Raw genomic sequence first — 25454 nt, 5'->3', positions numbered from 1 at the left:
ATATCTCATTCATCATGAAATTAGGGTTATACTTCTTCTGCGTCTAATCCCCAACCATCGCCATAACCATTTAAGCTATTAGCGATACTTTCAATATATTGTTCTGCTTGGCCTAAAAGTGCATGCTCTGGAACCATTTGTACATGGGCTATTACCTCCCAAACACCGGTATCTTTACATTTCTCAACATCAGCAGTTTGCACTAATGCATCGTTTACAATCTCAGTTGCAAATTTTTCGGCATCAGCCTGTTGTTCAAATAAAATGTAAAAATCAATTTGTTGCATTTTACTTAAATCTACACCGGCGGCGGAAATTTCAGCAAGAAGCTGGCCATTATCATCATCAGGAAATTGCATTTAAAACTCATAAAATTAGTGTTTACTCATTAGCGCTATTGTAACCAAAATAAATCATTAAAGCGCAAGAATTTTTAGTTAACCTCAAAGCGATTTAAAAGGTTCGTATAGAGCCAGTTAATATTTTAGGCACTGATAATGATTAAGTTAATGTTAGGCTCATTATCGCTATGCTATTATTCTGTCGTTAGTTTGTTGTTTTTTATGGGTACATAGTAAGGATGATTACTTGTTCAATCAGTTTTTAAAATCCGTTATTTGTTTTTGCTTATTTGTGAGCTTTTTCACTATTGCAGCTGACAATACAATTGAAGATTATGAAATAAAAGGAATTAGTGGAGAGTTAGAAAACAACGTTGCTCTTTATTTAAAACCCTTAGTGGGTGAAAAATCAACACGCTCACTGCGTCGATACGCTAAAACGCAAGTTAAGGATAGCTTAAAGGCATTAGGGTATTACAGTCCAAATGTGACTATTGAATTTAATAAAGATGAGCGCGAACTCGTTGCGACTATTGAGCGCGGCTCTGCAACCCGTATAGAGACGCTTAATATTAGCGTTAACGGGGAAGCTAAACATGACCCATTAATTCAGCAAGTTATTGAAAGTTTAAAGTTAAAGCAAGGCGACATTTTAAATCATGGAATGTATAGCGCAGCCTATAAAAAAATCGAATCCGTTTTGTTAGAACATGGTTACTTTGACGCCAAATGGCCTGCCCGAAAATTTGAAGTGTCACTAAAAAAACACAGCGCTATTATTACCTTCACCATTGAAAGTGGTATACGTTATCGTTTTGGCGATGTGTTAATTACCAATCAAAGCCCCGCAGAAAAATACATTCTCTCTTTAGCCCCGTTTAAAAGAAGTGAGCACTATAAAGCATCTAAGATTGCTGACTATAACCTAGATTTATCGAGTACTCCTTATTTTACTAGCGTGCGTGTTTACGCTGATATTTCAGCTAGAAAAAATAGCCAAGTACCTATAAAAGTCGACGTATTACATAAGCCCGCGAATAGCTACGAAATTGGAGGCGGGTTCAATACCGAGCTGGGCCCAAAGGTACGGTTTAAATGGAGTAAACCGTGGATCACGGAGCAGGGACACTACCTAGAAAGCAATCTAAATATTGCAAAAAAACAACAAGATATTTCTATGGCTTATACTATCCCTGTTAATAATCCTAATGATGATTTATGGCGTTTATCAGCAGGTTATAAACTTGAGGATGAATTAGCCGACGATATTTACAGTGAAATTTTAACCGCACAACTACAAAGGCAATGGCTTACCGAACAAAAATGGATTAGAACTGCATTTATCAGACGCGAGCAAGAAACCTATCGGTTTGGCGACGGGGTAGAGCGCACTACAGAAATGTTATTACCAGGTGTCAGTTACGCCCGAAAGCAATCGAAAGGGGGCACCACCCCTTATTCGGGAGAGCAATGGTCTATTTCGGCAGAGTTTGGCCTCGATAGTGTGCTCTCTAGTACCAATATTGTTAGGGTGCAATTACAGCATGCATGGCTGCGAACTTACCTTAATAAACACCTTGTGTTTTTAAAAGCAAACGTAGGAGCCATGTTAGTTGACGACATTAATAATGTTCCATATTCATTAAGATTTTATGCTGGTGGCGATCAAAGTGTGCGTGGCTTTGCTTATCAATCAATCTCACCAGAAAATGATAATGGCGATCGCATCGGTGGTAAATATTTGATCGCGACGACAGCTGAATATAATTATCAATTTGCCAAAAACTGGCGAGCAGCCTTGTTTGTTGATGGGGGGACGGCAACCAATGATTTTTCTGAGCAATTTGAAGTTGGTGCAGGTTTTGGTTTTCGTTATTTAACGCCTATAGGGCCAATAAGAATAGATCATGCGTGGGGGCTCACTAAAGAAAGCAAAAGCACTCGTTTAAGTATTACCATAGGGCCGGAAATTTAATGTCTGTATTTAAAAAAGTCACTGCAGCACTTAGCACCTTAGTTGTTGCTGTATTAGTGACATTGTTTTGTGTTGTTTTTACAGCTCCTGGTAACCAGCTAATTGCTTATAGCGCCAATAAGTTAGTTGACGGCTTAAAAATTGAAATAAAAAACGGGCGTTTTTTATATAATGATGCGTTTAATTTGCGCTTTGAGCGTGACGGTTTATTACTTGATGCTCAGCAGCTTAAACTAGATTTATTTTGGTGGCACTGCGATGGTATGTGTATTGATAACTTAAGTGCTCGGTCTATAAAACTAAATTTACCAGCATCGTCATCTAATTCTCCTGATACATCTAGCGAACCGCTGGAACAAATCAGTTTGCCATTTAATATTGCACTTAAGCGTTTATCGGTCACTGAGTTTGTGTTAAATCACACAAGTGCAAACGTAGTTGTTAATAATGTGGAGATTGCTGCAAAGGCACAAGGTGCTGATATTAAAGTTAAAAGAGTGAACATTCCGAGTGTTTTAATCGCGTTAAAAGAGCAGCCTGGAGAAAATACAGCCAGTTCTACCCCAATTACTGAGTTACCAGCATTACCTAATATCGCATTTATGTCGCCACTCAATATTTACCTAGAACAGTTTAATATTGCGCAGTTCACGGTAAAGCAGGGCGAACAGCAAAATGTGGTAAATAATATTGCGCTACAAATGAAGCTAATAGGTTCTGAGATTAACGTTGCTTCATTGTCTGCAAATTATCAGCAGTGGCAGCTTAATACTGCAGTTAACGCAAAGCTCAAAGGCCGCTTACCAATTAATGGTGATATCAGTCTAAAAGGGCATGGTTATGATGCCAATATGCAAATAGGCGGAGACTTAGAAAAGCTCAATGTAGATATAAAAAGCAGTGAATCATTTCCTTTTGAACTAGCTGTTACGGCTAATCTTAAACAACCAAATTATCCATTTAGTGTTAATGGCGGTCTAGAGCAGTGGATCATCGAAACAGCAAGTAAAGAGTTAAAGATAACCGACGTAAAATTAATCGCACAAGGCAATGCTAACGATTATCAATTATCGTTATTTGGTAATAGTCAGTTAGGTGCTTATCCAACTGTGAATTTTAACAGTCAAATTAATGGCTCACTGAGCGATGCAAACTTAAAAAATTTAGCTCTTAAAGCGAATGAGAGCCAAGCTACTATCCAAGCGAATATCGATTGGCAAAATGGGTTTAGTGCTAACTTTAGCGGCGCGCTATCGAGTTTAAAAGCGCAATACCTCACTGACACACTTACCAGTGATATTTCAGGTCAATTTAAAGGGGCATTTGTTTCCAGTTCAAATAGCTGGAAATTAAGTATGGATGACACTCAATTAAGCGGATTACTAAATGATGTACCACTTAATTTTGCTGCTCAATTTAACTTAAATGATGAACTTAAAGCCACTGTAAATAAATTTAACCTTAGCAGCGGCACAAATAGGTTAACCTTAACCGGCGAAGTTGATCAGCAATGGCAGATTAATGGGGCTATTGCGCTGCAAAGTAATGATGATGCAAAGCTTCCGTTTATTGCTAACGGTAAAGCCGATTTAAGTATAAGAGGCGAGCGGTTGACGCCTGCAGTTGATTTAGCGTTAAAGCTAGAGCAGTTTATTTATGACGAAATTAATATTAATAAGTTGGCGTTAAAAGCACAGTTAGACACCGCTACCGATTGGCAAACAGATATCAGCGTTAGTCTTGATTCAGCGCGTGTTATGAATCATCAAATTAATAAAGTGGAAATAGTCGGCAGTGGTGATAAAACCGATCATCAATTGAGTGCATCTATTGATGCTGATGCTGGGGCTGCCTCGTTTGAACTAAATGGCAAACTTGCTAACGCGATTTGGCAAGGTGAACTCAGTAATATTAGTGTAAGTGATAAAACGCTTAGCTTTGAAAATGCTAAAGATATAGCCGTAATTATAGATTCGAAAACGGGCGACTTTGATGTGAGTGCGCATTGTTGGCAATCGAGTAATAGTAAGTTATGTATTGATAGATTGAATCAAACCCGCGAATTAGGCCAGCTTAACGTAAAACTGGCCAATCTTGCATTGCGAGAGCTAAAACATTGGTTACCAGAGAATGTAATAACACGTGGTGATATAGCGGGAGACTTTGCTGCTAATTGGCAAGCAGGCACACTTAAAACTCTACGCGCTAATTTAAATTCATCAGGGCTTAACGCGGTACTTATTAACGAAGAAGATCGATTTAAGCTACCTATAGAAACGCTAAACATAAGCGCTTTTTCTGATGCTAAGGTTGGCCAAATAGAAGCTAATATAGAATCGAGTGTTTTGGGTAAAGTAACGACTAAAGTTAATATTGATGATATTCAAAATAAGCAAACGCTTAACGGTAATATTCAAATTGATAAAATTTTATTGTCTGATATACAGCCATTTTTAAATACGTTCGAGCAGCTTAATGGCGCCATTCGTGGGCAAGTTGCATTAGCAGGCACACTTAAAGATCCCTTGTTAGAGGGAAATTTAAATATTGAGAATATCAACCTAGAAGGTGAGCAACTGCCTGTAGCTCTTAAAAACTCCAATATAAATGTGGCGTTTAATAAGTCTACCGCCACCATTGAAGGAGATTTAAATGACCCTCAAGGCGGACAGGTAAAATTAACGGGGAATGTTGATTGGCAAGGTGAACAACCAGCTGTAAATATGAATGTAGTCGGCAGTGAGTTTTTTGTAAGAGCGCAACAAGGCGTGGTGTTTAAAGTATCACCAGAGTTAAAAATAAGTTTAGCTGACAATGCACTTAAGCTGGCAGGTGATGTTGTAGTGCCTTATGGTCGAATAGAAATTGAAGAGCTGCCAGAGGGGGCTGTACAGGTTAGTGATGATGAAATAATTTTGGATCAAACTACGCAAAATACTAAAAAAGCCCCATTTAACTATGATATTGATTTAAAAGTAACGGTTAAAAATGATGTCAGAGTAGCCTCATTTGGACTTGAGTCTAAAGTAGTGGGTGATATGGATATCAAAATGAGCCAAGACTCACCCATTATTGCCATTGGTGAGCTTAATTTAATTGAAGGAACTTACTTGGCATTTGGTCAAGACTTAATAATTAGAACCGGGCAAATTGGTTTCAGTGGCGCAATAGATAAGCCTCATTTAAATATTAAAGCTATTCGCAACCCAAATAATACCGCCGATGGTGTTATTGCAGGTGTTACTTTAACTGGCAGTGTTGAGCAGCCAAATTTAAAAGTATTTTCAGAGCCGGGCATGGACCAAGCACAAGCCCTAGCGTATTTGCTGAATGGTCAACCATTAGGGGAGGGCGACAGTTCAACGGATGCAATGTTAACTCAATTACTACTTTCTCAAGGAGTGAGCCGAAGCGAAAGCTTAGTGTCTAAAGTCGGTGAATCGTTTGGCTTGTCAGATGTCAGTTTAAGCTCTAAAGGTAGTGGCGAGCAAACAAAGGTAGAAATATCAGGTTATTTAGCACCGAGTTTGCAGGTTAAATATAGCGTGGGGGTATTTGAGTCGCTCAGTGAAGTGGCAGTGCGTTATCAGCTAATGTCGAAGTTATATATAGAAATAACCAGTGGCCTGTATCAAAATGTCGACATACTGTATAAATTCAATTGGGATTAACCTTTATCTACCAATACCAATACCAATAATAAAAAGGAAAAGGTATGAAAAAATTTGTAATCACTATTATAGCGTCGGCTTTGCTCGGCGGATGTGTCCAGCAAAGCACTTTGCCAGCAACGCCGGTTAAAAGCCTAACCAGTAGTGAGATTATTGCATCTACAACAGATGAGCAATGGCGATGGGTAGACCCTGAGAATATTTTAAAACTAACCCTACCTACCGGTGCTGCGTATATTGAGCTCAATCCAGCGCTTGCGCCAAAACACAGTGCTAATATTAAAAAATTGGCACGACAGGGCTTTTATCAGGGCACTCATATTTATCGTTTTGTGGAAGGGTTTGTTGCTCAAGGTGGTGATAGCACGGGTAAAAAGTTAACTAAAACCAAAAATAGCACAGTACCTGCCGAGTTTTATTTAACCACCAACGAGCCGCTTATGATCACTGAAATGGGTGGAGATGGTTATGCACCAATAACCGGGTTTTTAAATGGTTTTGCGGTAGCTCAAAATGAAACGCGTGATCAAACATGGCAAATTCATTGCCATGGTGTCTTTGCAATGGCGCGCGGCAACGATATTAATAGTGCCAGCACAGAGTTTTTCGTCACCATAGGGCAAGGTCCACGTTATTTAGACAAAAATATCACCGTATTTGGGCGAGTACTTACAGGTATGGCACATTTTCATCAGCTAGCGCGCACACCTGAAGGTGGTAGCGAGTTTAACCCCATTACAGATTTACAAGTATTAGCCGACGTTAGCAGCGATAGCAGCCGATTTAAAGTAATGAAAACAGACTCAGATGCATTTAAACAGTTAATCTCAGCACGAGGTAGTCGTAGCGAGGAATGGTTTGCGTATAGCCATAATTACATTGATGTGTGTGGAATGCCAGTGCCAACTAAGCAACTTAACGATTAAAAAAAGGAGCCTCGGGCTCCTTTTTTGCTTAGCTTATTGACGGTTTATTTTTACCGCAAAAGGGGTATCGTTATGATGAGTTGAGCGATATGGATTAATATCAAGGCCGCCACGACGCGTATAGCGCGCATACACTTCAAGCTCTTTAATATTCAATTGAGTGGTTAAGTCGCTATAAATACGCTCCACACATTGCTCATGGAACTCATTATGGGTCCTGAACGAAATTAAATAGCGTAATAATGACTCACGACACACTTGCTCACCAGTATAACGAATAATAATGCTGGCCCAATCCGGCTGTGAAGTAATTAAACAGTTCGATTTAAGCAGGTGACTATGCAAGGTTTCGCTAACCACTTTATCGCTTTGTGATTTTAGAGAATGTGCATCAATATGGTAGTTATCTATTTCAATATCTAACTCATCAATACACTCACCTGGAAGCGGTGTGCAAGGAATACAATTATAATCATCAGCGCTGTATAAGGTCACCTTTACCGGGCTGTTTACCGCATTTGATAAGTCGTCAATTAAATGTTGCTTAACAATTTCAACACTACCAAAGCGGCTTTGATTAAAACTGTTTAAATAAAGCTTAAACGACTTTGACTCTATAATGTGACTACTTTGACATTCGAAAGTAAATATCGCCACCGCAACTTGTGGTTTGCCTTTGGTATTTAACCAAGATAGTTCGTAACCGGTCCAAATATCTTGGCCTTTGAATGGTAATGCGGCTTCATCAATACTCAACGCGTCGCGATTAAGCTTGCGAGCAATAGGAAAAAGCAAGCTGGGCGTGTATTGATCTACATACTCAGTAGATTGACCAAGTACGCTGCCTTTAAGATCGGGAGAATTGCTGTAATCTGTCATGTTTGCTCTTAAATAGTTACAATAGGGACATTATATCTAAATTAAATGAGTTTCACAGTATGTCTGTTGCAATGCAATTAGCCCAACTTCACCAACGCTTTAGTGAAAAAACCATCAAAAATACACAAAAGCAGCCACTCATCGCCCACGATGAGCAATGGCCAAGCTCTTGTGAAATAGGCACAGCCGATGAGCACGGTATGATTCAATGGCAAGCGATAGTGAGAGAGCCTGCAGGTTCTTTGGCAGATCTCGCTAACGCATTAGAGCTTGAATTTCCTGATGAACTTAACCAGTTTTATGGCCATATGTTTGCTGGCAGTATTTTAGCCAGCGTTGATGGTCATCAAGTAGAATTATTACAAGCGTGGAATGAGGATGACTTTGACTTACTGCAACAAAATATCACGGGTCATGTTTTAATGAAGCGAAAGCTAAAGCAAGCGCCAAGTGTTTTTATTGGTTTAACTGATCAAGATGATTTACTTGTTACGGTATTAGTGGAAACAGGGGAAGTGTGCTTAGAATATGTAGGTAAAAAACCGCATCATGTGCTGGCTAATAACCTCAGCGAGTTTATTGCTACATTAACAGTTTAAATGGGCTCGGCGCTACTTATTTAGTGCAACACTTCGCTCGTTTTTCATGGGATTTATTGAAAATCCCATGAAATATTAGACACTAAACCACACGGCTCACACCTAAAATCAAATAAACCAAACCACGGCTCAGGTAATTTCCATTCACCTTGGCAACTTGGGCATTTACGCTTAAGCTCCGAGGTTTTATCAACCCCACCTACACGGTATAAGTAATAGTAAACTGGCTTTTTAGTTAAAAAGCTGATGCGTTTGCTAATATCTTTACCTCGGCGATACAAATCACTTTGTGTGCTGGCTATTTCCTCTAGTGCATGAAATTCACAGCGAGTTGCGCCATTAATTTGAATTTGATCGCATGCTTGCCAATCTTCTTGCCATTTAATCAGGGTTTTATAATCGCCATTGGCAATTGCCGGAATATTAAATAGCGGAACGGGTAAAAAGTCATCGCCACAATACAGTGGGCTGCAGGTGTGCACATAGGTAGTATATAAAATATAGCTTGAGGGCTCTTTACAACCATCGGCGCCGTTTGAATGAATGTCTTGACCTATTATTTTCACTTTAGGTGCTAACAAGCCTGCATCATGAAGCTTTTCAACACTGTGTTTTACAAATTCACTGTTGTTAAGTGGATGCATAGCGTCTTCGGTCGGACACATAACGCGTGTTATAAAATAGCCATCTTTTAACACCGTTGGAAATTCTTCTCCAATGATTTGGCCATTAAAACGTAATGCATTTACCAAGCGGTTTATTGCTTGCTCGGCTTGCTCTAAGGTGGTGTCTTGGTAGCAATCAAATGTTAAATCAACAACAAACATTTATAGTCTCAAATTATTTTGGCGCGAGCAGTGTAAGTAATTGATCTAACTTTTGCTCAATTCTATCTAATTGAGAGCTGTTTTGACCTTCATTACTGGCACTTTGCTTTGGGGTTTTCATTAAATTATAAATTGAATCAGGATTATTCTTATATTGACTCACCGCAGCAATAATAACCGGCATTGGGGTCGGTGTTGTTAAACGACTTTTAGTTAGTGCAACAGTGGGAACTTTGCCTTCATCAAGAAGGACTTTAATAGCTTCAAATACAGCAGCATTCATTCAATTATAACTCTTTTATAAAGTAAGCTCGCAACATTGACGCTGCGAGCGGGTATGGTATCAATAAAGTGGCTAAGGCACATTAAAATGCGCCATAAAATTAATTATTTTTGACGAAGACGTACGTCTAGTTCATCAATTACTTCACTCCAATCGCCATCAACCGCTAGCGATTCGGCAATAAAATGTTGTTGGGCTTCATCCCAAAAGGGAGCATCTTGCAACAAGGTTGTATCGGCAATGGAGTGCGAGGCAATAAATGCATCTATTTGCGCATCCGAATCCGGCAGTCCTAGTTGGGCGAACAAGGTATTAATAGTATGTTTTGTTGTATCCATAATAATGCTCCTAAATGAATTAATATGTATTAACTCTAGGGGGGAATGGTATATCTAGCCAGTTTAACCCTTACTGAATCTATGCTTTATTTACTCAATAGTAAGTCGCTAAAGCATGATCTGACTCAATGCAGTGGATGAGCGTACTAACTAAAATGTAAATTCGCTTATTTGTCTCACTTAGGTATATAGTTATATAAGCATTTGGTCATCGTTGTAGTTCAAAATTAATCCCTTATGCGTTACTTGGCGTAACGATGGGGGTGTAAAATAACAAAGGAAATAAAATGACAGCCACAGCAGAATCGACAGACGCCTTTAGTGTTCAGCATATTGCACCAGAGGATATAAGCACAGCAGCCAGCCTGATATATCAGGCATATCAAAACGATCCTATTTTACAAACACTGCTAGGGTATAACGAAGACAACCCGCTCGATTATGAAAAAAAATTACGTGCACTTATCCGTGAAGAGCTCAGTAGCTTTTGGCAAGAGAAGCAGCCTTTAATCGGCCTTTACCGCAATGATAAATTAAAAGCGGTTGCCTGTGTGTTTGAGTCAAATAGCCAATTACAAGCTGAGCGTTATTGGCATTGGCGATTAAAACTGATGCTAAGTGCAGGTTATTTACAAACGAATCAATTAATTGAAAAAGAAAAAACCATTCGTGACGCCTTAAAGCCGCAAGGGAATTATTACTTTTTAGCGTTTATTGCGGTTGATCCACACTTTCACGGGCAAGGGTTTGGTCGCACTTTACTTAAAGGTTTAGATGGCTTAATACACGATAATCCTGAGTCTTCTGGTATAGCGGTATTTGTGACTCGTGACGAGCATACGAAATTTTTTAAATCGCAAGGCTTTGAGCACTTTAAACAACTTTCATTTAACCAAGTTAAGGGTGAATTACTATTTAAAGTTGCTAATGCTCAATAAAGGTAGTTGTTCATAATGGCGTATCTGTAAGCCTATGTTCCAAATCGGGCACACCAGTGTGAGATATATCCTACATTAGTGTGCTCTTTGTCAGTTTAAATCCATTATTTATCCGTTTATAAGCATCAAGCTTCTGTTATTTATAGCTATTTTAGTTTTTTCAATTTTGTGACATTAAATTTTTTAGTTTTCCTCACTATTATACCCAGCCGTTTGGTTTAAACTTTACTTTGTCAAGACGACATAGCTCAATGACTGAGCTAATGCCATGGATATGGAATCAGGCAGCATAGTAGTGACTAGCAGGAAGCGTAAAGGACAAGTTAACACGGATGCAAGGATGAAACAGGAAGTACATGAAGTACTAAAATAGCTAGGAGCTATTTAAAGGATACCAAGGATGATGCGATAGGATATTGCAGGAGCGTTAGTTTACGCAGGACGGCCAAGGCGGCAAGAGGATATTGCAGGATGCAATGGAGGGCTAACACGGTAGTTTGCTCGTTCAGTGGATGATAAACAAGGATCAGGTAAAGGATACCTTACAGGATGTTGGCAATTAGGGCGTAACTGAGGTTACGCCTTGGTTTTTTGTTTACAAAAATTATATCTTATGTGGTGGCACAACCACACTTTTTAGCTTTTCATCTTCCATGATTAACACTCCCTGATAAGCATTTTCACCATCGCTTGAAAATTCAAAAATAAATTCGCTTTTCATGCCCGGTTTACCACTTTTTAAAATGCCAAACCGACGCTTGCTACAAGCCACACTCATTAGTTGTACCTGCAATTGCTCACTTTGGCGTTTGGCATGAACGTTCGCTGCTTCGGCTATTTTACGATTTAGCCAAAAAAAATAAATTACAGCCCCAATAAGTATGAACGTCCATAAACTAGCCATTTAAGAGAATAACCTTCCAATTGCGCGAGCTAACGTCTCGCTTCTGTTTTCTTTACGTAGTAATGCTAATAAATGTGGGCGAATAGTTGGAATTGCAACTAAATCTGCAAAAATGCTGGGAAATAACTCAGCTATTTTCTCATGGTGCGCACAGTTATCCATAAATACATGCAAACGCTGTGGCTCTTCTAATTGTTTAAAGCAGCGACCTGCAATAGTTAATAAAATGTCTGAGTCTTGCCCAAGCGTAGATTCTAAAGCGCAGTCAACCAGTTGTGCGCTAAGCCCTGTTGCTTGCCCTGATGATATGGCGCGAAGCGCGGCAGAAGCCGTAACCACATCATTATTCTTAAGGGCGGTTTGTCCATAACTTAACAATAACTCACTTAACGTGGGTGGTATTTCGATGTGTTCAAGCATTGCGCTTAATGGTTGTAATACTTCAACAGGTAAATTAGGCCACGCAGCGTGTAAGTGTTTTAAGTTATCAGCACTGTTGAGGCGATAAGCAAAATCAGCAATGCCTTGTAGCGCCACACTTTGCCAATTATCAAAACCAATCTGGCCACTAAAATAAAGCTGGGCATGCTCATAATACTGTGAGGCTGGTTGTTTTAATAACACTTTAACTTGTGCATTAAACGCCGCTAATTTATTAGCATTAGGAGTAAATACGTAAGGGTTATTATCGAGTTTGCCATCGGCTTGTTCGCCGGTAATTTCTGTTCCTAGTGCTTGAATTACCATGTCTGCAAAGTGGTCGCGGCTGGCACTAACGAGTTTACTTTGTTCATCAAGTGGGAATTTTAAAAACCACACATAGGGTTCTTTGCTAGCTTTACTGTCCCAAAATTGAATCGCTAGCCATGCATGGCCTGCTAATGGGTAAGGGTAAGGAACTTGTGCTTGTTCAACAGCTAAAAATTGTTGTTTATCAAGCTTGGTAATATGCCTGCCAATATCAAAAGCACGCCATTGAGTTCCTGCACCGTCTAAAAGCTGGCCTAATGTGGCTATATGTTCACTCATGAATTTCCAACTGTTTTTACTACAAAATTACGCTAATTATACGCCATAGCGACTGTTGAGGGAACAGGGTATAATTGTGCAATATACAAAGTAAAGGGTGATTATGACTGAGCAAACCCAACTCTATTTAACACAATTAACTGCGCTACTTAAAAAGTATCAGCTTTGGCAGAATGAGCCGATTGACTCTGCATTGTTGCATTCAAGCGTCCCTTTTTGCCATGATACGCTTGCATTTGAACAGTGGTTACAGTTTGTATTTATAGAAAAAATTCAACAGATTATTACAATGAAACAACCGTTACCGCGTAATTTTGCGATTGCTCCTATGGCGCAAATGACACTCATTGATAAGTCCGGAAGCGAAGAGATTATTTCTTTGCTGACGCAATTAGATTCATTGCTTGGAGAGCCAGATGACTGAACGTCCAGCGCCAGTTGAATACGGCGAACTGAACATTCTCTATCAAGATGAGAACTATGTAGCGATTGATAAACCATCAGGCTTACTTGTTCATCGCTCCTTTTTAGATAAGCATGAAACTCAATTTGCAATGCAAATGCTACGCGATCAACTCGGTCAGCATGTGTTTCCTGTGCACCGTCTTGATAGGCCGACATCGGGTGTGTTGCTGTTTGCTCTAAGCTCAGAAGCCGCGCGTGATATGAATCAGTTGTTTATTGAGGGCACGATCTCAAAGCGTTATTTAGCTTTGGTACGCGGATTTGCGCCTGAATCTGTTTTTTTAGATAAACCGTTAAAAGAAGAACTAGACAAAATCGCTGATAAATTTGCCGATCAGAATAAAGATGCTCAAGAAGCACAAACTCAGTTTAACTGTTTGCACCAAGCTGCGTTGCCTATTCCCATAGGAAAATACCCAACGGTTAGGTATTCTTTGGTAGAGTGTTTTCCTAAAACAGGGCGTAAACATCAAATTCGTCGCCATTTAAAACATTTGTCGTTACCGATAATTGGCGACGTTAACCATGGTGATAACCAGCATAATCAGTTTTTTAGAGAGCATTTCTCCCTTAGACGATTAATGTTATTTGCTACAGAACTGCGTTTTGTACATCCTTACAGTAATGAATCGATAATAATTAAAGCGCTACTAGGTGATGCAATGTTGAGTATTTGCAAACAGTTAGGGTGGCCAAGTGAAGAAAAGGATTATTAATGGCACATATTAGTATTTTTGTAGGCAGCGTGTATGGTGGTGCTGAACGTTTAAGTGAGCAAATAAGCGATACTATAGAGCAAACTGGCCATCAGGTAAGCGTATTTGCAGAGCCAAGTTTAGAAGATCTAAAAAATGCGACGCATATTTTAATAGTTACTTCAACAACAGGACAAGGCGATATACCCGCTAACTTGGCAGAGCTTTATAATCAGCTTAACAGTACGTTTCCAATGTTAACCAATAAACCATTTGGCATTGTAGCCATGGGTGACAGAAGCTACGGTGATACGTTTTGCGCAGCAGGGCGTAGCTTTGATGAACTATTACGTGACTTACAAGCTAAACCTGTGGGTAACCGACTAGAAATTGATGCCTGTGAAGACTTTGAGCCTTGGCCTGTCACCGAGCCGTGGTTACAAACTTGGCTTGATAAATTACCCTCTTAAATGCGCAGACTCTAAATGAAAAAATATAAACTGAGTTTAATTGTGCTTGCAGGTGGCTTAGGTAGTCGCTTTGGTGGCAATAAACAAATTGCAGAAATTCCAGGGCTAAATTGCACTATTATGGAGCTGAGTATTATTGATGCGCATGCTGCAGGCGTGACGCAGGTGGTGCTGATCATAAACCAAGCGGTACGCAGTGAAATAGAGCGTACTATTTTGCCCCGATTACCTAGTGATATTGATGTGGTGCTGGTGGAGCAACACATTGAAAAGGTGCCCGAACAATTTAAAGCAACACTTTGCCAGCGAGTAAAGCCTTGGGGCACAGGTCATGCTCTGTTGTGTGCCAAAGCCCACATTAATAACCCCGCTATTGTGATCACTGCCGATGACTATTATGGCAAATCTTCGTTTGTATTACTGAGTGAGCACTTTAAAAGAAGCGCTGAATGGGCAATGGTAGGGTATCCGATTATTGATACTCTTTCTGAGCACGGTGGTGTTAATCGTGGGGTATGTAAAATTGCGGATGGAAAGCTTGTTGCCGTAACCGAGTATTTGAATATTCAACAACAGTCTGAGCATATTTTTGGCGATAACCCACAGGGTTTACGTGATAAAATTAGCCCAAACTCCCTAGGCTCGATGAGTTTTTGGGGGATCACCCCCTGCTTTTTTGACTATTTGCAACAAGGCTTTGAAACGTTTTTACAGCAATATAACGTGAATACTCAGCAAGAGTACTTCTTACCTGATCAAATCCAGAAAGCTATTAATGTAAAAGCACAGCCTGTATTTGTATACACTGCAAAAGAGCCTTGGTTTGGTGTTACCTATAAATCAGAACTGACAACCATTGCGGCTACTTTGTGCGCATTACGTCAAGCGTAGCTATTAAATTATTGTCGCCTTGGGCGAAAAGAGTGAAGTAGAAAATGAATACAGTTCCTATAGAAGTTTATTTATCTGAGAGTTTTGGCCTTGACGAGAAGCATGCGAGCATAAAACCCATAGGCAGTGGGCATATAAATACTACTATGTTATTAAGTACTTCGAAGCGGTCACTGGTTGTACAAAAGCTCAATACGGTGGTGTTTCCAAAACCACAGTTACTTGTTGATAATGCGCGATTAATAGAGCAACACTTAAGTAAAAAACAACAAGCAGGTGAATTCAATCTAGCAATAGTACGCCATGTAGCGACGACTCAGAATGACTATTTAGTTAATAATGATGATGATACTTGGCGAGCACTTGAGTTTATTGGTGGCAGTTATAGTGAAGATGTGGTTAATACTGCTAGCCAGGCACAAACAGCGGCCAATGCATTTGGCCAATTTGCGCAAGCGCTACAAGACTTTGACGCGAACAATTTACATGCGGTTATTCCTAATTTTCATAACTTGGCCATGCGTGCAGAAGTATTCAAGCAAGTTGTTAGCACCGATCCTCATAAACGTTTGGCTCATTGTCAGGAAGAGGTTGATTTTTGCCTGTCGCAGCTTTCACTTATCGATGAGCTTAATGCCCTTGAGGGAAAAGTGCCTATTCGTGTGTGCCATAACGATACTAAAATAAACAACATGCTATTTTGCTTAGACTCTAATAATGCAAAAGCGGTGATAGATTTAGATACCTGTATGCCTGGTTATTGGCTTAACGATTTTGGTGATATGGTCAGAACATTTTGCTCTGCAGAGCAAGAAGATTCAACGGCGCTTGAAAAGGTAGGTGTTCGTGAAGATATTTTTGCAGCGATTGTTAAAGGCTATGTTGAGCCACTAAAGGGGGTATTAACACCCGCCGAGAAACAAAGCTTTTGGTTAGGTGCTAAAGTAATGCCCTTTATGATTGGCTTACGCTTTTTAACTGATTATATAGATGGTGATAATTACTTTAGCGTTAAGCATAAGAGACACAACTTAGATCGCGCAAAAAACCAATTTGCCTTATACAAGGATATAGTAAGTAAGCAGCAGGTCTTAAAGGAGATTTTGACTCAGGTATAAACCCAATTAATTATATTGCTCAAAGCGTTATAACTAAAACTTTGAGCAATATAAATTGAGGTTAAACATTGAAAGTATGTGTTAACTTCCAACATCTCAATTTTTTACTTATTAAGCATCCGCTAGTTTTACACGGATTTTGCTTTTGTCTACTGTGGTTTGATTAAGCGCTTTAATTGCGCCTTTAACTTCAATGTCATTAGGCATTTCTACAAAGGCAAAGCCTTTAGATTGGCCTGTTTCTTTATCGAGTACCAAGTTACAGGTGGTCACTTTACCGTGAGCCGTAAATAACGTACGAAGTTCATGCTCAGTAGTGGCACGTGATAAGTTACGAACTAATAATTTCATATATAACCTAAATAATGGGTTCAAGCATAATTATCTCAAGTAACCTTGCTTTAACCTAACGTTATTTTATAAACAGTAAAAATAACTATTAAAAAACAAAAAACCGCCTAATGGCGGTTTTTTATACATTGCGAGAGATTACTTTACTTCTTTACCCGCTGCTTGTTGATCTGCATGATAGCTTGAACGTACAAACGGGCCTGAAGCGGCGTGTGTAAAGCCAATCTCATCAGCATATTCTTTTAATGCGTCAAATTCAGCTGGTGGCACGTAACGCTTAACGGGTAAGTGATGCTTAGACGGTTGTAGGTATTGCCCTACAGTAAGCATATCAACGTTATGAGCACGTAAATCGCGAAGTACTTCCTCGATTTCGCTAATTTCTTCACCAAGGCCAACCATTAAGCCTGATTTTGTTTTAACCTCAGGATGGGCTTCTTTAAAGCGACGTAATAATTCAAGAGACCATTTATAGTCAGCACCTGGGCGCGCAAGTTTGTATAAACGTGGCGCCGTTTCTAGGTTGTGATTAAATACATCTGGCGGCGTTTCAATTAAAATTTCTAACGCTCTGTCCATACGGCCACGAAAATCGGGCACTAAAATCTCAATGGTAATTTCTGGATTATGCTTACGAATTTCGCGGATACAATCAGCAAAGTGCTGAGCACCACCGTCACGTAAATCATCACGGTCTACAGAAGTAATAACCACATAGCTTAACTTCATGTCTTTAATGGTCAGTGCCAGCTTTTCAGGCTCAGCGGCATCAGGTTTTAATGGGCGACCATGTGCAACGTCACAAAATGGACAACGACGTGTACAAATAGCCCCTAAAATCATAAAGGTCGCTGTACCGTGGTTAAAACACTCTGATAAGTTAGGACACGAAGCTTCTTCACATACAGAGTGAAGGCCATGCTTACGCATTGCTTGTTTTATGCCGTCAATTCGCTCGGTTGACTTGGGTAAGCGAATTTTAAGCCACTCTGGCTTACGGAGCATTTCGGTTTTTTCTGTTGGTAAAACTTTAACGGGGATCAACGCCATTTTTTCTGCGTCGCGTAGTTTTACACCTGGTTCCATTTTGACTGGTTTATTCATTCGTTTTCAAACCCTTCAGTATGCTTAACCTGTGTTGCATTAAGCTTCTTGATCATGTGTTTTACCAGCCCTTCACCTGCAGCTTCAAGGTTTTGAGGGCCATTTAGTTCTTTAGTTTGCACCATATTCATGCCCGCATAACCACATGGGTTAATGCGTAAAAATGGACTTAGATCCATATTAACATTTAATGCCAAGCCATGAAATGAGCAGCCACGACGAACTCGTAAACCTAAAGATGCAATTTTACTGTCGTTAACGTAAACACCAGGGGCATCCGCTTTCGCGTATGCATCTATGGCGAACTCTGAAAGGGACTCAATGATGCACTCTTCAAGCCAAGTAACTAGCTCTCGCACCCCAATTTTTAAACGTCGTAAATTAAATAATACATACATCATTTGCTGACCAGGGCCGTGGTAAGTCACCTGTCCACCGCGGTCAACTTTAATCACTTCAATGTCACCTGGGGCGAGTAAGTGCTCATCTTTACCGGCTTGGCCTTGGGTAAATACACTTTCATGCTCTACTAACCAAATTTCATCTGGCGTATTTTCATCACGGGTGTCGGTAAAGTCTTGCATTTTTTGCCAAATCGGCATGTAACGCTGACGACCCAGTTGGCGTACGATTAGGGTGTTTTCGCTCACAACAAATCTCAACTATAGCTTAAAGCATATGGCGCACGTCATCGATATTGCTGATCACGTTGTAAATTTCTTCAATGTGTTTGCCGCTTGTTACTGTGGCCACTAAAGTGACTGACTCATAGTTACCTTTACTGCTCGGTTTTACTTTTGGCGCATAATCACCCGGAGCGATAGGTTGTAACTTTTCTAAAATTTGATCAGTTAAGTTTACGTTTGCTAAACCCATAATTTTAAATGTAAACGGGCAAGGGTACTCTAGGTACTCATCAAATTTAGTGTTTTTAACAGGTTCAACCACGACGGGAACTCCTCAAACAAAAGTGTTGGCTTAACTTATACGTTAAGCTTAAAACTGACAGGCTAATGACAATCTTGAAATGATGTTACTTTTGACCTAAGCCAACGATAGTCATTCAATACGATTGGTATATATGGGGCGCATTCTAGCACTTTTCAAGCAAAAAAAAACGCCTCACAGAAGAGGCGTTCATATTACTTTACTCGTGCTTACATTATTTGTAAGCGTAAGTAGTCATATATTTTGCTGAAGAAGCTACCTTCTTGTATTTCTTCAAGCGTAACTAGCGGATATTGTGCAATATCTTCGCCTTCAAGTTGTAAAAACAGCGTGCCTACTTTAGTGCCTTTAGCTAAAGGTGCTTCAAGCGTATCGTCAAGCTCAAAGTTTGCTTTCAGGTTTTTATGTTGGCCACGAGGGATTGTAATAGGGGTGTCTTCTAAAATACCTAAAGAGACATTCTCTTTGTTACCCATCCAGATGCGTTGCTCTGCAAAACTATCGCCAGCTTTGTAAGGCGTAATTGTTTCAAAAAAGCGGAAACCGTAGTTAAGCAGTTTTTTACTTTCAACTTTACGCGCACGCTCACTTGAAGTACCCATAACTACCGCAATTAAACGCATGTCGTTTTTCGTTGCCGAGGTTACTAAGCTGTAACCCGCATCAGATGTATGGCCTGTTTTAATACCATCTACATCTAAGCTTTCATCCCATAACAACGAGTTACGGTTATATTGCTTTATACCATTGTATGTAAATGACTTTTCTTTATATAGTGCATATTCGTCCGGCACGTCTCTGATTAAGGCTGCACCAAGTGTGGCCATATCGCGTGGCGTTGTGTAGTGCTCGTCTGTATCAAGACCGTGACTATTAATAAAGTGAGTATTTGTCATGCCTATCTTTTCAGCATGGGCATTCATTAAATCTGCAAAGGCACTTTCGCTGCCTGCAATATGCTCAGCCATGGCAACACAGGCATCATTACCTGATTGCACAATAATACCGTGATTAAGTTCATCTACACTTACTTGCTTACCCACTTCAATGAACATTTTAGATGATTCAGGAAAGTTTTTTGCCCACGCTTTTTCACTGATAGTTACCATATCGGTGGGTGCGATATTACCCGCATTTATTTCTGTACCAATTACATAACTAGTCATCATTTTAGTTAAGCTAGCAGGAGCAAGTTTTGTATCAGCTTCACCTTCTGCAATCACTTTACCTGTGGTGAAGTCCACCAAAAAGTAACCTTTAGCATTAACTTGAGGAGGGGCTGGAATAATTTGTGCGGTGGCTGAAAAGACGGCGGCAGAACAGACTAAGCCGCAAACACCAGTAAGAATTTTATGTTTAATAGATTTCATCATACTCATTAATGGTTAAAGTTAAAAATATGCATTCTCCCTATTCTAAAGGGCTTACTGAGTGTAAAGCAAGAACGCGTTTTGAAATTGATTTTGTTTTAATGTTTCTAGTACTTGTTGCGCGTGTTGGGCATCTTTTATCGGCCCTAAGTGCAATCTATAAATACCGTCTTTTTCGACGATATTTGTTGGTAATTTATATTGCTCTCGTAGTGTGTGTGCCAATGCTTCTATGTTGGCTAACGTACTACCTGCAGCTACTTGAACATAGGTTTTTCGTGCATGGGTATCTGCAAGGGTAATCGCTTCAAGCTTAACCTTTGCTGTACCGTATTTATGGTAGCCAAGTTTATAGGCTGCAGCATAAGAAAGATCAATGATTCTATCGTCATGAAAAGGCCCGCGATCGTTAACCCGTACTATAACAGATTGGCCATTGGCTGTATTTGTTACGCGCACAAAACTCGGTAAGGGCAAGGTTTTGTGAGCTGCCGTCATAGCGAACATATCGTAAATTTCGCCGTTAGAGGTGTGATAACCATGAAATTTTCGGCCATACCATGAGGCAATGCCCGTTTCTGAATAACCTGCTTCATCGAGCATAGGGGTATAACGTTTGCCCAACACTTCGTAAGGGCGTGTGGTGCTCGCGCTTTTTATAACTTTAGTGACAATAGCATCTTGCATTTCTAATTCAGTTGGTGCTCGAAGAGGCGCTGCATCATGGCGCATGCTGTAACGGCTATTTGAACTGCTACATGCACTTAAAAAGAGGCTAACGAGTGTAATAATTATAAGTTGTTTATAAAGGCGCATTATTTTAAGAGCATCCTTTTATCTGTGGCAATCGACATAATAATGCCAAATGCAGCCATCAAGGTCACCATTGAGGTGCCGCCATAACTAATTAATGGTAAGGGAACACCTACAACAGGTAATAAACCCGAGACCATACCAATGTTTACAAAAATATAAACGAAAAATGTCAGAATGAGTGAGCCCGCGAGTAACTTGCCAAAGGCATCTTGGGCATTAACGGCAATATAAAGTCCGCGACCAATAATGAATAGGTATAGGCTCAGTAAAACACACACACCGAACAGGCCAAACTCCTCACTCAGTACTGAAAAAATAAAATCAGTATGTCTTTCAGGTAAAAATTCTAGTTGTGATTGTGTGCCTTGCAACCAGCCTTTGCCTTCTATACCGCCTGAACCAATCGCTATTTTTGATTGGATTATATGATAGCCAGAACCAAGCGGATCGCTCTCTGGATCTAAAAAGGTCAGCACTCTCTGTTTTTGATAATCGTGCATACCATAGTGCCAAAATGGCCATGCCGCTAAGGCAACAACAGAGCTTAAAAAGCCAATTAAACGCCAACTCAAGCCAGATAAAAACAACACAAATACACCCGAACTGGCAATCAAAATTGAGGTGCCCAAATCAGGCTGTTCTTTAATAAGTAGGGTAGGTAGCATAACAATGGCAAAGCCAATCACTAAATGCAGCGCTCGAGGGGGTAAATGATTACGGCCAATATACCAAGCCACCATCATAGGAACCGCTAATTTCATCAGCTCTGAGGGTTGAAAGCGGGTGATGCCTAAATCTAACCAGCGTTGCGCACCTTTGGAGCTCACACCAAATAGGAGTACTCCAACCAGCATGAGTAGTCCTAAGCAATACATAGGGATGACTAAGCGTTTTAAAGTTGCTGGAGGGATTTGTGCTAACACAAACATACCAATAATAGCACCAGCCATACGGGTACCGTGGCGCATCATCATTGCAGAGTCTTGGCCAGAGGCACTGTAAACAATTGTGATGCTGCCTGCCATCATTAGTAATAAAGCAATAAAAAGCGGCAAATCAATATGCAAGCGCAGCCAAATAGAACGCTTATCATGTAAAGCCGTCATGGAACTTTACTCCCTGATGATTGAATGGGGTTAGCAGCAAAATAGTAATCCATTAATTGGCGCGCAATTGGGGCACCTACTGAGCTGCCGCCCCCAGTATTTTCTACCACAATAGAGACAACGATTTGAGGGTTATCGTATGGGGCAAAACCGACGTAAATGGCGTTATCACGCTGGCGCTCTTTAAGTGCATCGGCGTCATAGCGCTCGCCTTGAGCAATACTGACCACTTGGGCGGTACCGGTTTTACCTGCTGGGTCGTATGTAGCCCCTTTAAACGCACGATGTGCTGTACCGGTAGTCTTTTTAACCGTGTTATGCATGGCATCAATAGCAATGCGCCAGTGATCCTCGTTATCAAGAACAACAGGTGGCTTTTCTTCATTATTGAGCTGGGTAATTTGGTCTTCTTTTTTAGCTATTTGCACTAAATGAGGTGGATGATTTATCCCTCTGTTAACTAAAATATTTGTCGCATTAGCTATTTGAATCGGGGTGGCAGTCCAATAACCTTGGCCAATCCCGACAGAAATAGTATCGCCACGCCACCATGACTCTTTAAAACGATCTTCTTTCCACTCTTTTGAGGGTAAAATAGCGGTTGCTTCTTCATGTATATCAATACCTGAAAGTTCACCAAAGCCAAAACGGGCCATAAAGTTACTTATTTTAGTGATCCCCATACGGTACGCTGCATCATAAAAATAAGTATCGCATGACTCTTCTATGGCTTTGTAAACATCAACATGGCCATGGCCCCAACGTCGCCAATCGCGCCATTTATGCTTTACGTTTGGTATTTGAAAAAAACCGGGATCCCACATGGTGGTGGTTTCTTGCACTATATTTTCTTCTAATGCCAAAATAGCCATGTGCGGCTTAATAGTCGATGCTGGTGCATAGCGTCCTTGAGTGGTACGGTTTATAAGCGGGAGATCTGGATTAAGTAGGGCTTTGTAGTCTTTGCTGCTAATACCGTGCACAAATAAATTTGGGTCATAACTTGGGTTTGAATAAAGCGCTAGAACGCCGCCATCTTTTGCATCCATTACCACAATAGCGCCGCGCATATCTTTAAGTGCATGTTGGGCTATTTGTTGTAAACCAATGTCGAGAGTAAGTACTAAATCATCCCCCGGCTGCGGTGGTTCCATGTTTAAGGTGCGAATAATACGGCCACGGTTGTTTACCTCAACTCGCTGTGAGCCGACCTGACCATGTAGTAACGGCTCGTAATATTTTTCGATACCTAGCTTGCCAATATCATGAGTAGCTCTGTAGTTGGTGGCTTCACCTTGTTGCTCAAGTTTGTTTAGCTCTTTTCTATTGAGCTTAGCAACGTAGCCTAATGCATGGGTTAAGGTATCGCCAAAGGGATAATATCTCGCTAGGCGCGCTTCAATGCTAAACCCTGGGAATTTATGCTGGTTTACTGAAAACATCGCTACTTCGTTTTCATTTAAACGGGCTTTGAGGACTTGGCTTTTAAAACGTCGAGTATGTTTTATATCATCAAGAAAATCAGCTTGTTGTTGCTCGGTTATTTCAATAATTTTGCTGATAGACTTCAAAGAGGCGGTTAAATCATCAACTTCTTCGGGGATCACTTCAAGGTTATAAACGGGCTTATTTTCGGCCAGTAAAACACCGTTGCGGTCGTAAATAAGTCCGCGATTAGGTGCAATAGGGATTACTTTTATGCGGTTGTCATTAGAGCGAGTTTGGTAATCTTGGTGGTCGTCAACTTGAATGGTGTACAAGTTAGACAATAATATGGCTACTAAGGCTAAGATAAAAATAAAACCCACAAATGCACGCCGAGCAAATAAATTAGCTTCTGCTGAGTGGTCGCGAATAGTGGGTCTTCGTTTTAGCATGGCAAGAAACTACTCGCGATGATAAGGGTGGTTGTTATTTAAGCTCCAGCCTCTGTAAAGGCTTTCAGCAACAATAATGCGTACTAAAGGGTGTGGGAGCGTTAAATTTGATAACGACCATTTTTGCTCAGAGGCCGCAATACACTCGGGAGCTAAGCCTTCTGGTCCGCCAATCAGTAAACTGACATCGCGACCATCAAGTTGCCACTTTTCCATGTTTTTCGCTAGCTGGTGAGTATCCAGTGCTTTACCGGTTACTTCTAGTGTGACAATACGATTGCCTTTAGGTATGGCGGCTAAGGTTTTTTCACCTTCAATGTGCAAAATACGCTTTATATCTGCGTTTTTGCCACGTTTACCTGCAGGTATTTCGATTAGTTCCAGTGCCATATCTTTGGGAAAGCGGCGCTGATATTCTGCAAAACCTGTTTCTACCCATGCTGGCATTTTTGTACCAACAGCAATCATTTGTATTTTCACGACGTTACTTCCAAGCGTTGTCTAAAATAGGGAGCTATTAGCCCCAAAGCTTTTCTAGATCGTAATAGCTACGTGCTTGATCTTGCATAACGTGAACAATCACATCACCTAAATCAACTAATGCCCATTCGCCATCGCTTTGGCCTTCGTAGCCTAATGGCTCTTCACCAGCGTGACGAGCTTCTTTTGCTAAGTTATCAGCAATTGACAATACATGACGTCTTGATGTGCCTGAACATACAATCATGTAATCGGTTACGTCTGAAGTGCCAGTTACGTCAAGTTGAATCACATCACGTGCTTTCATATCGTCAATTTTGTCTAGTGCAAAAGCGAGTAGTTGTTTCGAATCCAAGGTTTTGTCTCAATTTAAAATTTAATAGCGGTTATTTTAACACGCTGAGGGGTTTATACCAATCACTCTTGATAAAGCTGGTGCTGCTCAATATAGTGACTCACGGTGTCGGGTAATAGTTCACTCTTTTTAATACTTTTTTTAAGAGCTTGACGGATAGTGCTGGATGCGGCATCCAGTTGCTTACCTTCTAAAAAGTAAAGGTGTCCGCCATTTTTTTCGTTCAGTAGTGAAATATCGTTGTTCATAGCCTGCTGTTTGTAGTTTTTAAGTTCACCTTGTACATCACAGTTTTGACCTGGGCGTTGATACACCACTATATGGCATAGACTCGTTATTGTTTGCCACTGATACCATTTATCAAGGTTGTTGAATGAGTCCATACCAATTAAAAATAGAATCGGGGTATCGGGATTTTCTGCTCTTAGTTCTTGCAAGCTTAATAAAGAATACGACGGGCCGCTACGTTTTAGCTCCCGTAAATCAAGCTTAAACTGCGAATATGGTTTAATTGCGGTTTTAAGCATTGCAATACGATGCTCGGTGCTGATCCCCGGTGCCGCTTTGTGTGCGGGTATTGCACAGGGCATAAAATAGAGTGAGTGTAATTTAAAGGTCGCAACGCATTGCTGCGCCATATTAAGGTGCCCAAAATGAACAGGGTCAAAAGTGCCACCAAAAATTGCAATCATGGTATT

At 40.4% G+C, this 25454-nt stretch carries 28 protein-coding genes; 10 read left to right on the top strand and 18 right to left on the bottom strand.

Going from position 1 to position 25454, the window contains the following annotated elements; genetic code table 11:
- Positions 1–26 precede the first annotated feature (26 nt).
- Positions 27–359 carry a ribonuclease E inhibitor RraB gene (locus FLM47_RS10325; protein WP_010388233.1) on the bottom strand — a complete coding sequence of 111 codons (333 nt, stop codon included), beginning with the start codon at positions 357–359 and terminating at the stop codon, positions 27–29.
- A gap of 229 nt (positions 360–588) precedes the next feature.
- Between FLM47_RS10325 and FLM47_RS10320 the strand changes: the two genes are divergently transcribed.
- From FLM47_RS10320 to FLM47_RS10310, 3 genes are read left to right on the top strand one after another with little or no spacing between them, the layout of a single operon-like run.
- On the top strand, positions 589–2316 hold the full coding sequence (locus tag FLM47_RS10320; RefSeq protein ID WP_178956319.1) for an autotransporter assembly complex family protein: 1728 nt from the start codon (positions 589–591) through the stop codon (positions 2314–2316).
- Entirely contained in the window at positions 2316–5987 is a 3672-nt protein-coding gene (locus FLM47_RS10315; RefSeq protein WP_178956318.1) for a translocation/assembly module TamB domain-containing protein, read from the top strand. The genes FLM47_RS10320 and FLM47_RS10315 overlap by 1 nt, the downstream gene beginning before the upstream one ends.
- 44 nt (positions 5988–6031) lie before the next feature.
- Positions 6032–6913 (top strand): peptidylprolyl isomerase, encoded by an 882-nt coding sequence (locus tag FLM47_RS10310; protein ID WP_178956317.1) that lies wholly within the window; start codon positions 6032–6034, stop codon positions 6911–6913.
- Positions 6914–6946: 33 nt separating this feature from the next.
- On the opposite strand, the gene queF is transcribed toward FLM47_RS10310, so the two are convergent.
- A complete protein-coding gene (gene queF, locus FLM47_RS10305) occupies positions 6947–7792 on the bottom strand; it encodes an NADPH-dependent 7-cyano-7-deazaguanine reductase QueF (protein ID WP_010388241.1) in 846 nt (281 codons plus the stop codon).
- Between the two features lie 59 nt (positions 7793–7851).
- Between queF and syd the strand changes: the two genes are divergently transcribed.
- The gene (syd, locus tag FLM47_RS10300; RefSeq protein ID WP_178956316.1) at positions 7852–8391 is read left to right on the top strand and encodes a SecY-interacting protein; all 540 of its coding nucleotides are present in this window, start codon (positions 7852–7854) and stop codon (positions 8389–8391) included.
- A gap of 53 nt (positions 8392–8444) precedes the next feature.
- On the opposite strand, the gene FLM47_RS10295 is transcribed toward syd, so the two are convergent.
- From FLM47_RS10295 to FLM47_RS10285, 3 genes are all read right to left on the bottom strand, one after another.
- Positions 8445–9218: a Zn-ribbon-containing protein gene (locus FLM47_RS10295; RefSeq protein WP_178956315.1), complete on the bottom strand. Its 774-nt coding sequence runs from the start codon at positions 9216–9218 to the stop codon at positions 8445–8447.
- Between the two features lie 13 nt (positions 9219–9231).
- Positions 9232–9501 (bottom strand): hypothetical protein, encoded by a 270-nt coding sequence (locus FLM47_RS10290; protein ID WP_054202444.1) that lies wholly within the window; start codon positions 9499–9501, stop codon positions 9232–9234.
- A gap of 104 nt (positions 9502–9605) precedes the next feature.
- Positions 9606–9839, bottom strand: coding sequence for a DUF2789 domain-containing protein (locus tag FLM47_RS10285; RefSeq protein ID WP_010388246.1), 234 nt, complete (start codon positions 9837–9839; stop codon positions 9606–9608).
- Between the two features lie 287 nt (positions 9840–10126).
- Here FLM47_RS10285 and FLM47_RS10280 point away from each other — a divergent pair, with 287 nt between their 5' ends.
- Positions 10127–10777 carry a GNAT family N-acetyltransferase gene (locus FLM47_RS10280; RefSeq protein ID WP_008109415.1) on the top strand — a complete coding sequence of 217 codons (651 nt, stop codon included), beginning with the start codon at positions 10127–10129 and terminating at the stop codon, positions 10775–10777.
- Between the two features lie 604 nt (positions 10778–11381).
- Here the strand turns inward: FLM47_RS10280 and FLM47_RS10275 are convergent.
- Together FLM47_RS10275 and FLM47_RS10270 are read right to left on the bottom strand one after the other, a co-directional pair.
- The gene (locus tag FLM47_RS10275) at positions 11382–11681 is read right to left on the bottom strand and encodes a DUF3301 domain-containing protein (RefSeq protein WP_008109417.1); all 300 of its coding nucleotides are present in this window, start codon (positions 11679–11681) and stop codon (positions 11382–11384) included.
- On the bottom strand, positions 11682–12710 hold the full coding sequence (locus FLM47_RS10270; RefSeq protein ID WP_055012793.1) for a DUF3549 family protein: 1029 nt from the start codon (positions 12708–12710) through the stop codon (positions 11682–11684).
- 103 nt (positions 12711–12813) lie between these two features.
- On the opposite strand from FLM47_RS10270, the gene FLM47_RS10265 reads away from it, so the two are divergent.
- Genes FLM47_RS10265 through FLM47_RS10245 form a run of 5 tightly spaced genes read left to right on the top strand, consistent with a single transcriptional unit; the run spans position 12814 to position 16349 of the window.
- On the top strand, positions 12814–13134 hold the full coding sequence (locus tag FLM47_RS10265; protein ID WP_138604999.1) for a YqcC family protein: 321 nt from the start codon (positions 12814–12816) through the stop codon (positions 13132–13134).
- Entirely contained in the window at positions 13127–13891 is a 765-nt protein-coding gene (gene truC / locus FLM47_RS10260; protein ID WP_138604998.1) for a tRNA pseudouridine(65) synthase TruC, read from the top strand. The genes FLM47_RS10265 and truC overlap by 8 nt, the downstream gene beginning before the upstream one ends.
- Positions 13891–14340 carry a flavodoxin gene (locus FLM47_RS10255; RefSeq protein ID WP_138604997.1) on the top strand — a complete coding sequence of 150 codons (450 nt, stop codon included), beginning with the start codon at positions 13891–13893 and terminating at the stop codon, positions 14338–14340. Before truC ends, FLM47_RS10255 begins: the two co-directional genes overlap by 1 nt.
- Before the next feature lie 15 nt (positions 14341–14355).
- A complete protein-coding gene (locus tag FLM47_RS10250) occupies positions 14356–15231 on the top strand; it encodes an NTP transferase domain-containing protein (RefSeq protein ID WP_138604996.1) in 876 nt (291 codons plus the stop codon).
- 44 nt (positions 15232–15275) lie between these two features.
- Positions 15276–16349: a phosphotransferase enzyme family protein gene (locus FLM47_RS10245; protein WP_008109430.1), complete on the top strand. Its 1074-nt coding sequence runs from the start codon at positions 15276–15278 to the stop codon at positions 16347–16349.
- Between the two features lie 111 nt (positions 16350–16460).
- On the opposite strand, the gene FLM47_RS10240 is transcribed toward FLM47_RS10245, so the two are convergent.
- The 11 genes from FLM47_RS10240 to nadD form a co-directional block, all read right to left on the bottom strand.
- Positions 16461–16700: a hypothetical protein gene (locus tag FLM47_RS10240; RefSeq protein ID WP_008109433.1), complete on the bottom strand. Its 240-nt coding sequence runs from the start codon at positions 16698–16700 to the stop codon at positions 16461–16463.
- Positions 16701–16838: 138 nt separating this feature from the next.
- Entirely contained in the window at positions 16839–17804 is a 966-nt protein-coding gene (gene lipA, locus FLM47_RS10235; RefSeq protein WP_008109434.1) for a lipoyl synthase, read from the bottom strand.
- Positions 17801–18454 carry a lipoyl(octanoyl) transferase LipB gene (gene lipB, locus FLM47_RS10230; protein WP_010388277.1) on the bottom strand — a complete coding sequence of 218 codons (654 nt, stop codon included), beginning with the start codon at positions 18452–18454 and terminating at the stop codon, positions 17801–17803. The genes lipA and lipB overlap by 4 nt, the downstream gene beginning before the upstream one ends.
- 19 nt (positions 18455–18473) lie before the next feature.
- Entirely contained in the window at positions 18474–18752 is a 279-nt protein-coding gene (ybeD, locus tag FLM47_RS10225) for a DUF493 family protein YbeD (protein WP_008109437.1), read from the bottom strand.
- A gap of 209 nt (positions 18753–18961) precedes the next feature.
- Positions 18962–20122: a serine hydrolase gene (locus tag FLM47_RS10220; RefSeq protein ID WP_008468004.1), complete on the bottom strand. Its 1161-nt coding sequence runs from the start codon at positions 20120–20122 to the stop codon at positions 18962–18964.
- Between the two features lie 54 nt (positions 20123–20176).
- Entirely contained in the window at positions 20177–20938 is a 762-nt protein-coding gene (locus FLM47_RS10215) for a septal ring lytic transglycosylase RlpA family protein (protein ID WP_178956314.1), read from the bottom strand.
- Positions 20938–22044, bottom strand: coding sequence for a rod shape-determining protein RodA (gene rodA / locus FLM47_RS10210; RefSeq protein WP_178956313.1), 1107 nt, complete (start codon positions 22042–22044; stop codon positions 20938–20940). The genes FLM47_RS10215 and rodA overlap by 1 nt, the downstream gene beginning before the upstream one ends.
- Positions 22041–23921, bottom strand: a complete 1881-nt coding sequence (gene mrdA / locus FLM47_RS10205; protein ID WP_178956312.1) for a penicillin-binding protein 2 — start codon at positions 23919–23921, stop codon at positions 22041–22043. Before mrdA ends, rodA begins: the two co-directional genes overlap by 4 nt.
- Positions 23922–23930: 9 nt before the next feature.
- Positions 23931–24401 carry a 23S rRNA (pseudouridine(1915)-N(3))-methyltransferase RlmH gene (gene rlmH, locus FLM47_RS10200; RefSeq protein ID WP_002958522.1) on the bottom strand — a complete coding sequence of 157 codons (471 nt, stop codon included), beginning with the start codon at positions 24399–24401 and terminating at the stop codon, positions 23931–23933.
- Between the two features lie 37 nt (positions 24402–24438).
- Positions 24439–24756, bottom strand: coding sequence for a ribosome silencing factor (gene rsfS / locus FLM47_RS10195; protein ID WP_010388304.1), 318 nt, complete (start codon positions 24754–24756; stop codon positions 24439–24441).
- 62 nt (positions 24757–24818) lie between these two features.
- Positions 24819–25448 (bottom strand): nicotinate-nucleotide adenylyltransferase, encoded by a 630-nt coding sequence (gene nadD / locus FLM47_RS10190; RefSeq protein ID WP_178956311.1) that lies wholly within the window; start codon positions 25446–25448, stop codon positions 24819–24821.
- Positions 25449–25454 lie beyond the last annotated feature (6 nt).

Source organism: Pseudoalteromonas sp. Scap06 (assembly GCF_013394165.1).
Taxonomy (GTDB): Bacteria; Pseudomonadota; Gammaproteobacteria; order Enterobacterales; family Alteromonadaceae; genus Pseudoalteromonas.
This window is presented reverse-complemented; position numbering and strand designations above follow the sequence as displayed.

Coding starts and splice junctions, on each gene's coding strand:
- mrdA (WP_178956312.1), bottom strand. CDS start 23,921: ATGCTAAAACGAAGACCCACTATTCGCGACCACTCAGCAGAAGCTAAT.
- FLM47_RS10250 (WP_138604996.1), top strand. CDS start 14,356: ATGAAAAAATATAAACTGAGTTTAATTGTGCTTGCAGGTGGCTTAGGT.
- FLM47_RS10270 (WP_055012793.1), bottom strand. CDS start 12,710: ATGAGTGAACATATAGCCACATTAGGCCAGCTTTTAGACGGTGCAGGA.
- FLM47_RS10315 (WP_178956318.1), top strand. CDS start 2,316: ATGTCTGTATTTAAAAAAGTCACTGCAGCACTTAGCACCTTAGTTGTT.
- FLM47_RS10215 (WP_178956314.1), bottom strand. CDS start 20,938: ATGCGCCTTTATAAACAACTTATAATTATTACACTCGTTAGCCTCTTT.
- FLM47_RS10245 (WP_008109430.1), top strand. CDS start 15,276: ATGAATACAGTTCCTATAGAAGTTTATTTATCTGAGAGTTTTGGCCTT.
- FLM47_RS10240 (WP_008109433.1), bottom strand. CDS start 16,700: ATGAAATTATTAGTTCGTAACTTATCACGTGCCACTACTGAGCATGAA.
- FLM47_RS10290 (WP_054202444.1), bottom strand. CDS start 9,501: ATGAATGCTGCTGTATTTGAAGCTATTAAAGTCCTTCTTGATGAAGGC.
- FLM47_RS10265 (WP_138604999.1), top strand. CDS start 12,814: ATGACTGAGCAAACCCAACTCTATTTAACACAATTAACTGCGCTACTT.
- FLM47_RS10295 (WP_178956315.1), bottom strand. CDS start 9,218: ATGTTTGTTGTTGATTTAACATTTGATTGCTACCAAGACACCACCTTA.
- nadD (WP_178956311.1), bottom strand. CDS start 25,448: ATGATTGCAATTTTTGGTGGCACTTTTGACCCTGTTCATTTTGGGCAC.
- FLM47_RS10310 (WP_178956317.1), top strand. CDS start 6,032: ATGAAAAAATTTGTAATCACTATTATAGCGTCGGCTTTGCTCGGCGGA.
- FLM47_RS10325 (WP_010388233.1), bottom strand. CDS start 359: ATGCAATTTCCTGATGATGATAATGGCCAGCTTCTTGCTGAAATTTCC.
- queF (WP_010388241.1), bottom strand. CDS start 7,792: ATGACAGATTACAGCAATTCTCCCGATCTTAAAGGCAGCGTACTTGGT.
- FLM47_RS10220 (WP_008468004.1), bottom strand. CDS start 20,122: ATGAAATCTATTAAACATAAAATTCTTACTGGTGTTTGCGGCTTAGTC.
- FLM47_RS10255 (WP_138604997.1), top strand. CDS start 13,891: ATGGCACATATTAGTATTTTTGTAGGCAGCGTGTATGGTGGTGCTGAA.
- lipA (WP_008109434.1), bottom strand. CDS start 17,804: ATGAATAAACCAGTCAAAATGGAACCAGGTGTAAAACTACGCGACGCA.
- FLM47_RS10285 (WP_010388246.1), bottom strand. CDS start 9,839: ATGGATACAACAAAACATACTATTAATACCTTGTTCGCCCAACTAGGA.
- FLM47_RS10280 (WP_008109415.1), top strand. CDS start 10,127: ATGACAGCCACAGCAGAATCGACAGACGCCTTTAGTGTTCAGCATATT.
- FLM47_RS10275 (WP_008109417.1), bottom strand. CDS start 11,681: ATGGCTAGTTTATGGACGTTCATACTTATTGGGGCTGTAATTTATTTT.
- truC (WP_138604998.1), top strand. CDS start 13,127: ATGACTGAACGTCCAGCGCCAGTTGAATACGGCGAACTGAACATTCTC.
- rodA (WP_178956313.1), bottom strand. CDS start 22,044: ATGACGGCTTTACATGATAAGCGTTCTATTTGGCTGCGCTTGCATATT.
- syd (WP_178956316.1), top strand. CDS start 7,852: ATGTCTGTTGCAATGCAATTAGCCCAACTTCACCAACGCTTTAGTGAA.